The 13937-nt window shown below is 68.7% G+C and carries 12 protein-coding genes; 8 read left to right on the top strand and 4 right to left on the bottom strand.

All coding sequences use genetic code 11. The annotated features are described in order from the left end of the window. On the bottom strand, positions 1 to 593 hold a 593-nt coding region (locus tag BQ8420_RS16610), incomplete at its 3' end, for a cbb3-type cytochrome c oxidase subunit I (protein WP_200815959.1). Between the two features lie 489 nt (positions 594 to 1082). Between BQ8420_RS16610 and BQ8420_RS16605 the strand changes: the two genes are divergently transcribed. From BQ8420_RS16605 to nrfD, 4 genes are all read left to right on the top strand, one after another. Then, positions 1083 to 1472 carry a DUF2267 domain-containing protein gene (locus BQ8420_RS16605; RefSeq protein ID WP_087100038.1) on the top strand — a complete coding sequence of 130 codons (390 nt, stop codon included), beginning with the start codon at positions 1083 to 1085 and terminating at the stop codon, positions 1470 to 1472. A gap of 186 nt (positions 1473 to 1658) precedes the next feature. Further along, positions 1659 to 4913 carry a formate dehydrogenase gene (gene fdh / locus BQ8420_RS16600; RefSeq protein ID WP_087100037.1) on the top strand — a complete coding sequence of 1085 codons (3255 nt, stop codon included), beginning with the start codon at positions 1659 to 1661 and terminating at the stop codon, positions 4911 to 4913. After that, positions 4913 to 5821: a 4Fe-4S dicluster domain-containing protein gene (locus BQ8420_RS16595; RefSeq protein WP_087100036.1), complete on the top strand. Its 909-nt coding sequence runs from the start codon at positions 4913 to 4915 to the stop codon at positions 5819 to 5821. The genes fdh and BQ8420_RS16595 overlap by 1 nt, the downstream gene beginning before the upstream one ends. Then, positions 5818 to 6879: an NrfD/PsrC family molybdoenzyme membrane anchor subunit gene (gene nrfD, locus BQ8420_RS16590; RefSeq protein WP_087100035.1), complete on the top strand. Its 1062-nt coding sequence runs from the start codon at positions 5818 to 5820 to the stop codon at positions 6877 to 6879. Before BQ8420_RS16595 ends, nrfD begins: the two co-directional genes overlap by 4 nt. Positions 6880 to 6945: 66 nt before the next feature. Here the strand turns inward: nrfD and BQ8420_RS16585 are convergent, their stop codons facing one another. Together BQ8420_RS16585 and BQ8420_RS16580 are read right to left on the bottom strand one after the other, a co-directional pair. Then, on the bottom strand, positions 6946 to 8754 hold the full coding sequence (locus BQ8420_RS16585; RefSeq protein ID WP_087100034.1) for a thiamine pyrophosphate-requiring protein: 1809 nt from the start codon (positions 8752 to 8754) through the stop codon (positions 6946 to 6948). Positions 8755 to 8816: 62 nt separating this feature from the next. Beyond that, entirely contained in the window at positions 8817 to 10001 is a 1185-nt protein-coding gene (locus tag BQ8420_RS16580; protein ID WP_087100033.1) for an alcohol dehydrogenase catalytic domain-containing protein, read from the bottom strand. Positions 10002 to 10271: 270 nt separating this feature from the next. Here BQ8420_RS16580 and BQ8420_RS16575 point away from each other — a divergent pair, with 270 nt between their 5' ends. From BQ8420_RS16575 to BQ8420_RS16560, 4 genes are all read left to right on the top strand, one after another. Next, positions 10272 to 10616 (top strand): DUF3140 domain-containing protein, encoded by a 345-nt coding sequence (locus BQ8420_RS16575; RefSeq protein ID WP_087100041.1) that lies wholly within the window; start codon positions 10272 to 10274, stop codon positions 10614 to 10616. A 428-nt stretch (positions 10617 to 11044) separates the two neighbouring features. Continuing rightward, a complete protein-coding gene (locus BQ8420_RS16570) occupies positions 11045 to 11875 on the top strand; it encodes a SigB/SigF/SigG family RNA polymerase sigma factor (protein WP_087100032.1) in 831 nt (276 codons plus the stop codon). A 99-nt stretch (positions 11876 to 11974) separates the two neighbouring features. Beyond that, positions 11975 to 12400 carry a hypothetical protein gene (locus tag BQ8420_RS16565; RefSeq protein ID WP_087100040.1) on the top strand — a complete coding sequence of 142 codons (426 nt, stop codon included), beginning with the start codon at positions 11975 to 11977 and terminating at the stop codon, positions 12398 to 12400. Positions 12401 to 12534: 134 nt separating this feature from the next. Beyond that, positions 12535 to 13446 (top strand): serine/threonine kinase, encoded by a 912-nt coding sequence (locus BQ8420_RS16560; RefSeq protein ID WP_235006303.1) that lies wholly within the window; start codon positions 12535 to 12537, stop codon positions 13444 to 13446. A gap of 53 nt (positions 13447 to 13499) precedes the next feature. Here BQ8420_RS16560 and BQ8420_RS16555 read toward each other — a convergent pair. Further along, positions 13500 to 13937, bottom strand: a 438-nt coding sequence (locus BQ8420_RS16555; protein WP_143847345.1) for a pyridoxal-phosphate dependent enzyme, incomplete at its 5' end; no start/stop codon positions are given.

Genomic DNA, 13937 nt, shown 5'->3' with positions numbered 1-13937 from the left:
AACATCGTCATACCGGGCGCGCGCATGCACACGCCGGTGGTGATGAAGTTGACCGAACCGAGGATGGTGCCCAGGCCGGAGACGAGCAGACCCATGACCCACAGGTCGCCGCCGATCCCCGGTGAGCGGACCGCGTCCGACAGCGGGGCGTAGGCGAACCAACCGAAGCTGGCCGCACCACCCGGGGTCAGGAACCCGGCGATGGTGATGAGGCCGCCGAACAGGAACAGGTAGTAACTGAACAGGTTCATCCGGGGGAAGGCCACGTCGGGAGCGCCGATCTGCAGCGGCATGATCACGTTCGAGAACCCGATGAACAGCGGGGTCGCGAACAACAGCAGCATGACCGTGCCGTGCATCGTGAACATCTGGTTGAACTGCTCGTTCGTCAGGACCTGCAGGCCCGGCGAGAACAGTTCCATACGCATCAGGACCGCCAGCACCCCACCGAAGAGGAAGAAGGCGAAGGAGGTGATCAGGTACATGTACCCGATGATCTTGTGGTCGGTCGAGGTCAACCATCCCACCACGAGCGAGCCCTTGTTCCTCACCCCTTCGGGCTCGGATGTCCGCGTGTTCGTCTCGACCGTCATGAGGTTCCTTCTGGGGTTGCGTACAAGCGAAGCCCGACCCGCTGGTGGCTCGAAAGGCGAGGGAAAGGGGTTCTGTGTCAAACCACAGAACCCTTCGGCCCGCGCTCGATCCACCTCGGGCGGCACGGCCGGGAACTCGATTCGACCATGAATACCGAATCGACGGAAGGCACGCTCTCGGCGGGGAGTCAACGAGTGGTTCCGCACTCGATCCGTCAACGTAACAGGCCGGGCGCCGCTTTCCCAGGAGGACACGAGGAAATCGTCGAGGAATTCATCGACATTCATCGGGATCATGCGTCTTATAAGGGAAATTCATTCGCCATTGTCGCCGGCGTACTTTCACTCGAATAGTCATGCCATATCGTGATATTCGACGTATCGCGCTTAATTCGACCCGCATCCGGTGATTGACGGGCGCCGCGACCGGGCAGGGCGGCCGACAGCAACGGAGGAACACTCGTGGTGCGAACCGAAGCGAGGTATGCCATGCGTGACGACGAGTTCCTGGCCCGGGTGCGTGAGCTCGGGGAGTACGAGAACCAGCGAGAGGCCGAGCAGGTGACGACGGCGGTCCTGTCCGTCCTGGCCACCCGTCTTCCCGGCACCACCGTGGAGAAGCTGGCCGCGCAACTGCCCGAACCACTGCGCGAGGGTTTCCGGGAGGCCGGACAACCCGAACCCGAAGCCTTCGGGGTCGAGGAGTTCCACCGACAGGTCGCCGCACTGGTCGGTGGGCGCACCCTGACCGCGGAACAGGACGCCGGGGCCGTCCTGACGACCGTGGCCGAGGCGGTCTCCGGCGGCGAGCTGAACCAGCTCCTGAGCCTTCTGCCCTCCGGTTACGCCACGATGTTCGGCAAACCCGAACTCACCTGACGTGGGCGGGCCCGAGCGGGTGCTGTCGGCGGAGGTACCCGGGTGCCGACATGGTCGTGGTTCGGTCAAGTCCCGGCGTTGTCCCGTGCGCGTCCCGCGTTGGTGTCCCACGGTGGAGGACCGTGCCCCGGCGACGAGCCGGGGCACGGAAGCCCGTCGAGGGCCCGCGGGCCCGGGAGGTATTCCATGAGCGTGTGGACATGGCTCGGATCGTGGCCGGTGCTGCGGCAGGTCACCGGTGAGGACCGCATGGGCCTGGGGTCGGCCGCCAAGTCCGAGCGTAGCGAACGGTTGCGTCCGCGCACCGCGGAGGCCGACCGGGTGGTCAAGTCGGTCTGCCCCTACTGCGCGGTGGGCTGTGGCCAGAACGTCTACGTCCGTGACGAGAAGGTCGTCCAGATCGAGGGGGACCCCGACTCCCCCATCAGTCGGGGCCGACTGTGCCCCAAGGGTTCGGCGAGTCTTCAGCTGACGACCGGTCCGGCCCGGCGGGACAAGGTCCTGTACCGGCCGCCGCACGGCACCGACTGGGAGGAACTCGACCTGGACACCGCCATGCGGATGGTGGCGGATCGGGTGGTGCGCACCCGTGAGGAGACCTGGGAGGAGGAATACCAGGGGCGTCGGGTGGCCCGCACCCTGGGTATCGCCAGCCTGGGCGGGGCCACGCTGGACAATGAGGAGAACTACCTCATCAAGAAGCTGCACACCGCCCTGGGCGTGATCCAGGTGGAGAACCAGGCGCGGGTGTGCCACAGCTCCACGGTCGCGGGGCTGGGCACCTCCTTCGGCCGGGGCGGGGCCACCATGTTCCTCCAGGACCTGCAGAACTCCGACTGCATCGTGATCGAGGGTTCCAACTTCGCCGAGGCCCACCCGGTGGGTTTCCAGTGGGTGATGGAGGCCAAGGCGCGCGGCGCGGTCGTCATCCACGTCGACCCCCGGTTCAGTCGCACCAGTGCGCTGGCCGACCTGCACGTGCCCATCCGCGCCGGCACCGACATCGCGTTCCTGGGCGCGATCATCAATCACGTGCTCACCGAGGAGAAGTACTTCCACGACTACGTGCTGGAGTACACCAACGCGGCGACCATCGTCGGCGAGGACTTCCGTGACACCGAGGACCTGGACGGGCTGTTCTCCGGTTTCTCGGGGCAGGACCGTACCTACGACGTCACCTCGTGGAGCTACGACGGCACGGAGGTGGCCGCGGCCTCGGGCGACCGTGGCCAGCTGTACCGAAGTCAAGGGGACCCGCACCCGAGCACCCGGCACTCGGGACGTCCGGAGCAGCAAGGTTCGGGTGGGGCCGTGATCCGGAATCCGACCAAGGAGGATCGCACACTCACGAACCCGCGCACGGTGTTCCAGATCCTCAAACGCCACTACTCGCGTTACACACCCGAGCTGGTCGAGGAGGTGTGCGGCATTCCGCGAGACGTGTTCGAGCGGGTGTGCGACCACCTCACGAGCAACTCCGGTCCCGACCGCACCAGCGCGTTCTGCTACGCGGTGGGCTGGACCCAGCACACGGTGGGGTCCCAGTACATCCGTACCGCGTCCATCCTCCAACTGCTGCTGGGCAACGTCGGTCGACCGGGCGGCGGGATCCAGGCGCTGCGCGGCCACGCCAGCATCCAGGGGTCCAGCGACGTGCCGACCCTGTTCGACCTGTTGCCCGGTTACCTGCCCATGCCGCACATGCACGAGGAGCAGGATCTCAACGGGTACGTCAAGGCCGCCGGAGAGCCGCTCAAGGGCTTCTGGTCGAACATGGACGCCTACACGGTCAGTCTGCTCAAGGCCTGGTGGGGTGAGCACGCCACCCCCGAGAACGACTTCGCCTTCGGGTACCTGCCCCGCCTCAGCGGGTCGCACAGTACCTACGACACGGTCATGGCCCAGATCGAGGGCGTCTGCAAGGGCTACTTCCTCATGGGCGAGAACCCGGCCGTGGGTTCGGCCAACAGCCGGGCCCAACGCTTCGGGATGGCCGAACTGGACTGGATGGTGGTGCGCGACTTCTCGCTGATCGAGAGTTCCACCTGGTGGAAGGACGGCCCGGAGATCGAGTCCGGGGAGATGCGCACCGAGGACATCGGAACGGAGATGTTCTTCTTCCCGGCGGCCGCGCACACGGAGAAGTCCGGCACCTTCACCAACACCAACCGGACCCTGCAATGGCACGATCGTGCGGTGCTCCCCGACGGTGACCGGCGCAGCGACCTGTGGTTCATGTACCACCTGGGCCGGCTCATCCGGGAACGACTCCAAGGGTCACAGGATCCCAAGGACCGACCGATCCTCGATCTCACCTGGGACTACCCGTTGGAGGAGGGGGACGAGCCCAGCGCCGACGCGGTGCTGCGCGAGATCAACGGCCACGACGCCGAGGGCAGACCCCTGAGCAGGTACACGCAATTGCGCACGGACGGTTCGACCAGCTGTGGCTGCTGGATCTACTGCGGTGTCTTCAAGGACGGGGTCAACCAGGCCGCCCGCAAGAGACCGGGCCAGGAACAGGACTGGATCGCCGCCGAGTGGGCGTGGTCCTGGCCGGACAACCGGCGCGTGCTGTACAACCGTGCCTCCGCCGACCCCGAGGGCCACCCGTGGAGCGAACGCAAGGCCCTGGTGTGGTGGGACGAGGAGTCCGAACGCTGGAGCGGATACGACGTCGCCGACTTCGAACCCGACAAGGCACCCGGATACCGTCCACCCGAGGACGCCCGGGGTGTGGCGGCGCTCAGCGGCGTCGACCCGTTCATCATGCAGGCCGACGGCAAGGGGTGGCTGTACGCTCCGGCCGGGCTCAACGACGGCCCGATGCCCACGCACTACGAACCCCAGGACACCCCGTTCACCAACCCGCTGTACGGGCACCAGCGCAACCCCACCCGCGGTCTCTACCCGCATGAGCTCAACCGCTACCACCCGGCGCCCGGCACTCCGGAGGCGTCGGTCTTCCCGTACGTGGTGACGACCTACCGGCTCACCGAGCACTTCACCGCCGGCGGGATGAGCCGGTGGACGCCCTACCTGTCGGAACTGCAACCGGAGTTCTTCTGTGAGGTCGGCCCGGAACTGGCGGCCGAGGAAGGTCTGGAGCACGGCGGGTGGGCCACGATCGTCACCGCCCGCAACGCCATCGAGGCCCGGGTGCTGGTCACCGACCGCATGAAGCCGTTGCGGGTGCAGGGCCGGGTCGTGCACCAGATCGGCCTGCCCTACCACTGGGGCCCCAACGGGTACTCGACCGGCGACGCCGCCAACGAGCTCATGTCCATCTCGTTGGACCCCAACGTGCACATCCAGGAGGTCAAGGCACTGACCGCCGACATCCGACCCGGTCGACGTCCCCGTGGCCCGGACCGGGTGAGCCTGGTCGAGGAGTACCGCAGCAGGGCCCGCATCACCGAACGGACCGGAACGGAGGACTGATGGCCCAGGACGAGAATCCGTCGCGCAAGGGCTTCTTCACCGACACCAGCGTGTGCATCGGCTGCAAGGCGTGCGAGGTGGCGTGCAAGGAATGGAACATGGTGCCCGAGGACGGGCTGAACTTCCTGGCCTCCTCCTTCGACAACACCGGGCGGCTGAGTGCCGACTCGTGGCGGCACGTGGCCTTCATCGAGCAGCGTGAACCTCTGGGATACCAGGATTCGGGGGTGGGCCGCCCCGCGGGGGACGGCGCAGACGGTCCCGGACCGGTGGACCTGGGCATGCCCTCCTTCGACCTGCCCGGCCAACGCACCGGGGAGCACTACGAGGGGGACCCGGGGAACTTCCGCTGGCTGATGTCCTCGGACGTGTGCAAGCACTGCACGAGCGCCGCCTGCCTGGACGTGTGCCCCACCGGCGCGCTCTTTCGGACCGAGTTCGACACCGTGGTCGTGCAGGAGGACATCTGCAACGGCTGCGGCTACTGCGTGCCCGCCTGCCCCTACGGGGTGATCGACCGTCGCGAGGTCGACGGTCGGGCCTGGAAGTGCACCCTGTGCTACGACCGGCTCGGTGAGGGGATGGAGCCGGCCTGCGCCAAGGCCTGTCCCACCGACTCCATCCAGTTCGGCGACGTGGACGAACTGCGCGAACGCGCACAGCGGCGGGTCGAGGACCTGCACGAGGCGGGGGTGTCCTCGGCGCAGCTGTACGGGGAGGACCCGGACAACGGGGTCGACGGGACCGGGGCGTTCTTCCTGCTGTTGGACGAACCCGAGGTGTACGGCCTGCCACCGGACCCGGTGGTGACCACACGGGACCTGCCGTCGATGTGGCGCCACGCCGGTGCGGCGGCGCTGGTGCTGTTGGCGGGGGCGACCGCCGCGTTCGCGGGGAGGCGGTCATGACCAACCCCGACAAGACCGGCGAGGGCCCGAGCACGGTGGGCCGTGAGGCGATCACCGGCGCGGTCGACGTGGTTCCCGCGCACCGACGTGAACGGCGCGGGGGCGGCCGAAGGCGCGGCGGGCGCGGCCGGGGTGAGGACACCCGGGTGCCCGACGCCGACTTCCGCTCCTACCACGGCAGGCCGGTGCTCAACCAGATCGTGTGGGAGGCCCGCGACATCGGCGGCTACCTGTTCCTGGGCGGCCTGGCGGGGGCCTCGTCCGTGCTCGCGGCGGGTGCGGAGTACACCGGCCGCCCCGACCTGGCCCGACCCTTGAAGTACACGGCCCTGGTGGCGATCTCCGGTTCGACGGCGGCGCTCATCCACGACCTGGGGCGGCCCGAGCGCTTCCTCAACATGCTGCGGGTGTTCAAGCCGACCTCTCCGATGAGCATGGGCACGTGGATCCTCATGGGGTACGGACCGCTGGCCGGGGTGGCCGCGGTGACGGCCGCCACGGGATGGTTCCCCCGGATCGGTCGGGCCGCCACGGCCGGAGCCGCTCTGACGGGTCCGCTCGTGGCCACCTACACGGCACCGCTGATCTGCGACACGGCCGTTCCCGCCTGGCACGAGGGATACCGGGAGATGCCCTTCGTGTTCGTGTCCTCGGCCGCCTCCGCCGCCGGGGGTATGGGGCTGATCGTCGCGCCCACGGCGCAGAGCGGGCCGGCCCGCCGGCTCGCCGTGGGTGGTGCGTTGGTCGAGGTCGCGGCGTCCACGTACATGGAGCGCCGCATGGGAATGGTCGGTGAACCCTACGAGCAGGGACGGGCCGGAAAGCTCACCCGCGCCGCCAAGGCGCTCACCCTGGCCGGGGCGGTCGGTGCGGCGTTGGGACGGCGCAACCGCGTGGTGTCGGCGGTCAGCGGGGCCGCGCTGCTCGCGGGTTCGGCGCTGACCCGGCTGGGGGTCTTCGAGGCCGGGGTGCAGTCGGCCGCCGATCCCAAGTACACGGTCCTCCCGCAGCGACGCCGCCTTGAGGAACGCTTGAAGGAAGAGGCGAAGACCGGATAGGCCACCGAACGGACGGCGCCCCCGCACTCCCTCAAGGATGTGCGGGGGCGCCGTGGCCCGATCGGATCAGCGGGAGTGGGGCAGGAACTCCTGGATCTTGGTGGCCAGGCCACGGGCGGCGACGCCGGCCCGGTCGGGGTCCCCGTTCAGCAGGGCCTTGACGGTGTCGGTTACCTGTCCCGCTTCGGCCTGGGGCGGGATGGGCGGGACGTCCCCGTCACAGTGCACGTCGAGCACCACGGGGCCCTCCGCTTCCAGCGCACGGTCCCAGGCCGGTCCGATCTCCTCGGGCCGTTCCACGGCGATCCCGACCAACCCGACCGACTCGGCGAAGGCCGCGTACGACATGTCCGGCAGGTCCTGCGAGTACGGGGTCTTGGGTGACCCGCCCATCGCACGCAGCTCCCAGGTGACCTGGTTGAGGTCGTTGTTGTGCAGGACGCACACCACCAGACGGGGGTCGTCCCACAGGTGCTGGTAGCGGCGCGCGGTCAGCAGTTCCATGAGCCCGTTCATCTGCATCGCCCCGTCGCCCACCAGCGCGATCGCCGGGCGTGTGGGATGTGCGAACTTGGCGCCGATCGCGTACGGGACGGCGCATCCCATGGTGGCGAGGGTGCCCGAGAGCGAACCACGGTTGTCCTCGCCCATGCGCAGGAGGCGCGCGTACCAGTTGGTGGCCGACCCCGAGTCGGCGGTGACCACGGCGTCCTCCGGCAGCCGGGAGGAGAGTTCGCGGACGATGAGCATCGGGTTGATCGGGTCGGCGGAGACCTCGGCCTGGGCGTCCAGGACCGACCACCAGCGGCGGACGTTGTCCTCGACGGTGGCGCGCCACCGTCGACGTCCCTCGCTGCGCTCGGCGGGCGGGTCCAGGCGCTCGTTGAGCGCGCGCAGCGTGTTCGCGGCGTCGCCCACGAGATTGACCTGGGTGGGATAGCGCATCCCGATGTACTTGGGATCGATGTCGATCTCCACTGCCCTTCGGCCGAAGGGCGGCAGGAACTGGGAGTAGGGCAGGTTGGAGCCCACGATGAGCAGCGTGTCGCAGTCGCGCATCAGTTCCCAGGAGGGGCGGGTTCCCAGCAGACCGATGGCCCCGGTGACCTGCGGCAGGTCGTCAGGGAGCACGTCCTTGCCCAACAGTGCCTTGGCGATACCGGCACCGGTCGCCTCGGCCAGGGCCAACACCTCCTCGGTCGCTCCCCTGGCGCCCTGACCGATCAGGATCGCCACGCGTTCGCCGGCGTCGATCACCTCGGCGGCGCGGTCCAGTTCGCTCTCGGGCGGTAGCACGGTGCCCCCGCCCACCACACGGTCGGGCGCGCTGGAGGGCACGTGCTTGAACGCGTGCTCGGGCGGTGAGTAGTCGAGTTCCTGCACGTCGGCGGGGATGATGACCGTGGTCGGTGCCCGCTCGGACAGAGCGGTGCGCACGGCCCGGTCCAGGACGTTGGGGAGTTGCTGGGGTACGTTGACCGTCTCCAGGAAGGCCGACGAGACGTCCTTGAACAGACTGTGCAGGTCGATCTCCTGCTGGTAGGCACCGCCCATGGCGCTGCGGCTCGCCTGTCCGATGATGGACACCACGGGCACGTGGTCGAGTTTGGCGTCATAGAGGCCGTTGAGCAGGTGGATCGCCCCCGGGCCGCCGGTCGCCATGCACACGCCCAGGCGGCCACCGAACTTGGCGTAGCCGACCGCTTCGAAGGCCGACATCTCCTCGTGGCGGCTCTGCACGAATCGGGGCCCGTCCTCGATCTCGCCCATCTGGGCGACCAATCCGTTGACGCTGTCCCCCGGGTAACCGAAGATCTCGGTGACGCCCCACTGTGACAGCCAACGCAACAGGTGGTCGGCGACGCTCTGCGCCATGGTGCTCTCCTTCCTGGTCCATCCCGTTCTCGTTTTCGGGTACCTCTCCGGTGCCCCGGCGGTCAGGGCTTGAAGACCACCTTGAAGATCCCCTCCTCCTTGACCTGGAACCGCCGGTAGGCCTCCGACGCCCCTTCCAAGGTCACGTGATGGGTGGCGAAGTCCTCGACGCCCAGGACGTCGTCCTCTTCCAACAACGGGAGAATCTCGGGCACCCAGTGACGGACGTTGGCCTGCCCCATCCGCAACTGGATCTGCTTGTCGAAGAGCGTGAGCATGGGCAGCGGATCGACCATGCCTCCGTAGACGCCGCTCAGGGAGATGGTGCCGCCCCGACGCACGAGTTCGATCGCGGTCAGGAAGGCGCCGAGCCGGTCCACCCCGGCGTTCTCCATGAGCTTGGCCGCAGCTCCCTTGGGCAGGTAGGAGGTCGCTCGCTGGGCGAACCAGGCCGCACCGTGGCCCTCGGCCTCCATGCCCACGGCGTCGATCACCGCGTCCGGGCCCCACCCGTCGGTGCGCTCCCGGATCTGTTGGACGAGCTCGTCGGTGCCCGGGGAGGAGTCGAACACCTCCACGCCCCGGGCCGCGGCACGCGCACGCCGTTCGGGCACCGGATCCACACCGAACACGTGCTCGGCTCCCAGGTGCCGGGCCACGCGGCAGGCCATCTCACCGATGGGTCCCAGCCCCAGGACGGCCACGGAACCCCCTCGGGGCACGTCCGCGTACCGGACGGCCTGCCAGGCCGTGGGCAGCACGTCCGACAGGTACAGGTAACGATCGTCGGGTCCCTCCGCGGGCACCGGTACGACGTTGTCCTGGGCCCGCCGCACCCGCAGGTACTCGGCCTGCGCGCCGGGGACCGATCCGTAGAGCGAGCTGTAACCGTAAAGGCTCGCGCCCATCCCCTGCTCTCGGACACGGGTGTTGTCGCACTGGGTCTGCAATCCGCTCTCGCACATCGGGCAGTGCCCGCAGGAGATCTGGAAGGGGACCACCACGCGTTGACCGGGGACCAGAGAGGTGACGTCCGACCCGACCTCCTCGACCATGCCCATGGGCTCGTGTCCGAGGATGTCGCCGGCCGTCATGAACGGGCCGAGAACCTCGTAGAGATGCAGGTCGGATCCGCACAATCCGGAACTGGTCACTCGGATGATCGCGTCGTCGGGTTTCTCGATGACGGGGTCGGGGACGGTCTCGGTCCTGACGTCGCGTGTACCGTTCCACAACACTGCTCGCATGTTCTCCCCCTGATCGCGTGACCGTTCGTGTGGGAGAAGCGCTCCGTCCGGGCCCCCGGACCGGACGGAGCTTCCCTCCCTTATCCGGACAAGGTCTGTCACCGGCCGGGCGCGGATTCGCTCCTGTCCTCGGCCCTAACCGACCCCTTTCCGGGCGAAACCTCACGTGCCTCCCGGTCTTCCTCGATCCCACCATTGGACGGCCGCACGTATGAGCCGCTCACGCTCCGGGTAGCCACGTCCACGAACCGAGAGAGGGGAGTGGTCACGATGGCGGCGAATGATCCGGAGGTCGACCGGCTCTGGGAGGAGTTCCACGCCTCGGTGAACATGACCGGTGAGGAGTTGCGTCGTTGGCTGCTCACGGACGCCTCGGGAGAGGACGCGTTTCCCGCCGACGGCGATGTCTCCGTCGAGGGTGAACGCATCGTCCAACTCCTGGGCAAGCGCAGGAGCGACGTGACCTCCGACGACATCGACCTGATGGAGCGGGTCTCGCGGTTCGTACAGGACGAACTGGTCGAACCGCGCCCCCAGGACGACGCCTGGCGCAGGAAGATGATGCGTGTGGGCCACGACCCGCTCAGCCCCGATTCGGGGCCGGCGGACACCTGAACGAACACACGTCCCGGTCGTGGGTGAAAGATCGCCTCCGCCTACGGCTGCGCACGGCCCCGTCCGACAGAGCGAGCATTTCCGCCGCGGTGCCCTTGTCCACAAGGGCGCCGCGGCGTTATTCGTGTCCCCACCCTTGGGTGAAGGGCGCGCTCACCAACGCCCGCGCTCGCGCTCGCACGCGGGAAATATCATTACCGCCCCAAAAAAGGGACTTTCCAACACACGTGGAGCATCTCACCCCAACATAGGACAGTTTTCGTCCAAGAGCCCACAGGCCCGCTTTTCAACACTCACTTCTCGGGCAGCACCATGGAGATGCGCTTTTCACGCCGTTCGGGGAGACCATCGATCCCCCACCCCGTCCGGGTCGTACGAACCACTCGATAACGAGCACACCGGACACGTGAAGGGTCAGGAGATGCACCATGCCCGCTCCCGTAGCGAACACCACCGCGGCCAGAGCCACCATCGCGCCCACCACCCGTCGTGAGCCCCCGCAGGACGCCTCCGCGGAGGACCTGTTGGCCTTGCTGAAGAGCCTGGACCAGGACGACCCACTGAGCAGGCGGCTGCGCGAGCGCATCACACAGCACTACCTGCCGCTCCTGAACCGCATCGCCAACCGGTACCGCGGACGCGGCGAGCGGGTGGAGGACCTGCGGCAGACCGCGCACCTGGGGTTGGCCAAGGCGATCCGCGGCTACGCACCCGACCGCGGCAAGGAGTTCATCCGCTACCTCACGCCCACCGTGGCCGGGGAGATCAAACGGCACTTCCGAGACCACACCTGGGCCGTACACACCCCCCGCGACCCCCAGACACGCCGCTCGGAGATGATCAAGGTCCGCGCCGAGCTGGAGCAGCGCCTGAACCACGCGCCCACCGTCGCCGAGATCGCCCGGGAAATGGGCATCACCGAAAAGCAGGTGGAGGAGGCCCGCCTGGTGTCGGAGGCCTACAACACCGTCTCGCTCAACGCTCCCGAGCCGCGTGAGGAGGGCGCCCCCACCACGCTCGAACACCACCTCGGGATGGAGGACCACGCCTTGGACCTGGTCGTGGACCGTGCGACCGTCCGACCGGCGCTGCGCGCGCTTCCCTGGCGGGAACGGCTCATCATCCGTCGTCGGTTCTTCGACGAGTGGACCCAGTCGCAGATCGCCGAAGAGGTGGGCTGCTCCCAGATGCACGTGTCCCGCCTGTTGGCCGCTTCCCTGCGCGATCTTCGCAAGGCCATCGGCGAGGACGGGCGCTGAGAGGTCGACACCAGAAGGGGGAAAGCGATGAGCGGACGGACGAATCGAGTGGGACGTCGGCCCTGGATGAAGGGGGCGCTCAGGGGCGCCGTCGGCGCGATGACCATGAGCGGAATGCGACAGGCCGCGGTGGGTCTCGGAATGATCGAACGCACCCCTCCCGAGGCCATGCTGCGCGAGGGGGTGCCGACGTTGCTGCGCCAGGTGCCCGAACATCGGCGCACCGCGGCCATCGAACTGGCGCACTGGAGCTACGGCGCGGCCGCGGGCGCGGCGTTCGGCCTCGTGCCGGGGCGGCTGCGAGGGTCGCGGCTGACCGGCCCGATCTACGGGGTCCTCGCTTGGGGCCTGTTCGAGCTGGCCGTTGCGCCGATGCTCGACCTGGCCCACACGCGAGGGTCTCGGCCGCAGGAGCGGCTGGCCCTGCTGGTGGATCACGTGGTCTTCGGTCTCATCGTCGGGGAGCCGCCCGAAGCCGAGATCACCGGCCCCGACGCGAAGGAACCCGAGCGGGAGACGGACTGAGACCGGCGACGAATATGACGATTCCGCCCGTCTCGTGATGGTTGTTTCGCTAATGTCGGGTCACCGCCACGCCTCCGCGGCGCGGTGATCGGCGCTCGCTCCGCCGTCCCCCTCACCCCTGAGACGGAGCCGACATGTCCGCGTCCCCATCCCTGCCCCCGCCATCCCCTGGTTCCAAGAAACCGCACCCGTTGGCCGCGATCGGTCTTGGCTGCGCCGGTTGCGCGGGACTGAGCGCCGTCGGGTTGATCGGCCTGGCGGTGCTCGGAGCACTGTTGCCCTCGGAGGAGGAACCCGCCACCGTGGAAGTGGCGGAGTCGCCCTCACCCAGCGCAGAGCCGGAACCGGAGCTGGTGGGGCTGTACCTGCCGGAGGCCGAGGAGCTGCTCGACGAGTCCGAACTGGTACTCGGTGAGCTGCTGCTCGCCGCGAGCGACGATGACGCGGAGTGGACCCGTTCGGCGCTGGTCGTGTGCGAGCAGGACGTGGTCGAGGAGACCGCCGACCTGACGCTGGCCCCCGACGGCGTGGACTGCGGTGATGACGAATCCACCAAGGACTGGCCCGAGCTACCGGATTTCGCCGGGGACGACGCCGACGAGGCTCGCACCTGGGTGGAGGAGGTGGGCCTGGCCGCCGTGGCGGAGAGCGCCTTCGGCGATGTCGACGATCCCGAGGACACCGCCGACCACGAGGTGTGCGGGCAGCGGCCCGAGCAGGCGACGGCGCCGTTCGACGACGACCTGGAAGTGCGGCTGTTCGTGGTCGGTGCCGGGCAGGGCTGCCCGGCGGAGATCGGTGATTCCAGCCCGACACCGGAACCCGAACCCGAACCCGAGCCGGAGCCGGCCCCCGAACCCGAACCGCAGCCCGAACCCGAGCCCGACCCGGAACCCGAACCGGCCCCCGAGCCCGCTCCGGTACCCGGTGTGCACCCCGGCGCGTTCTGTTCGCAACACTGGCAGTTCGGACATACGAGCAAGGGGACGCTGATGCAGTGCACGACCACCGCCGAGGACGAACGTTTCCGCTGGCGCGCGGCCTGACCTCGCGGGGCCCACGAGTGTGCGGGCGCGCTCCGAGTTCCCGGCGAGAGGGCTCAGCCGGTGCCGACCAGGCGGGTGAACAGGGCCGGGTCGACGTTGCCGCCGGAGACCACCGCCACCGTCGCCTCCGGCCGCCCCGGGACGGTGTCGATCCTGCCCGACAGCAGCGCCGCCGCGGCCAGCGCCCCGCTGGGTTCGGCCACCAGTCGGGAACCGTGCGCCAGCGCGCCCACCGCGTGGGCGATCTCGTCCTCGGTGACGGTGACGATCTCGTCCAGGAGCGATGACAGGTGCGCGAAGGTCAACTCCGACAGGCACACGCGTACCCCGTCGGCCATGGTGCGGTCGGTACGTTCGGGTTCCCAGGTGACCATACGGCCCTCGCGCAGGCTCTGGGCCGCGTCGGCGGCCAGTTCGGGTTCCACACCCACCACCCGCGTCCGGCGCGGGCTCACGGCCCGGGCCACGGTGGCCACCCCCGACGCCAACCC

The sequence above is a fragment of the Nocardiopsis sp. JB363 genome (genome assembly GCF_900143625.1).
GTDB lineage: Bacteria > Actinomycetota > Actinomycetes > Streptosporangiales > Streptosporangiaceae > Nocardiopsis.
Note: the sequence above shows the minus strand (reverse complement) of the source record. Positions and strands in the feature narration are given on the sequence as shown.

Excerpts from the sequence above, each read along its gene's own strand:
- BQ8420_RS16605 (WP_087100038.1), top strand. The coding sequence starts at position 1,083 with ATGCGTGACGACGAGTTCCTGGCCCGGGTGCGTGAGCTCGGGGAGTAC.
- fdh (WP_087100037.1), top strand. The coding sequence starts at position 1,659 with ATGAGCGTGTGGACATGGCTCGGATCGTGGCCGGTGCTGCGGCAGGTC.
- BQ8420_RS16595 (WP_087100036.1), top strand. The coding sequence starts at position 4,913 with ATGGCCCAGGACGAGAATCCGTCGCGCAAGGGCTTCTTCACCGACACC.
- nrfD (WP_087100035.1), top strand. The coding sequence starts at position 5,818 with ATGACCAACCCCGACAAGACCGGCGAGGGCCCGAGCACGGTGGGCCGT.
- BQ8420_RS16585 (WP_087100034.1), bottom strand. The coding sequence starts at position 8,754 with ATGGCGCAGAGCGTCGCCGACCACCTGTTGCGTTGGCTGTCACAGTGG.
- BQ8420_RS16580 (WP_087100033.1), bottom strand. The coding sequence starts at position 10,001 with ATGCGAGCAGTGTTGTGGAACGGTACACGCGACGTCAGGACCGAGACC.
- BQ8420_RS16575 (WP_087100041.1), top strand. The coding sequence starts at position 10,272 with ATGGCGGCGAATGATCCGGAGGTCGACCGGCTCTGGGAGGAGTTCCAC.
- BQ8420_RS16570 (WP_087100032.1), top strand. The coding sequence starts at position 11,045 with ATGCCCGCTCCCGTAGCGAACACCACCGCGGCCAGAGCCACCATCGCG.
- BQ8420_RS16565 (WP_087100040.1), top strand. The coding sequence starts at position 11,975 with ATGACCATGAGCGGAATGCGACAGGCCGCGGTGGGTCTCGGAATGATC.
- BQ8420_RS16560 (WP_235006303.1), top strand. The coding sequence starts at position 12,535 with ATGTCCGCGTCCCCATCCCTGCCCCCGCCATCCCCTGGTTCCAAGAAA.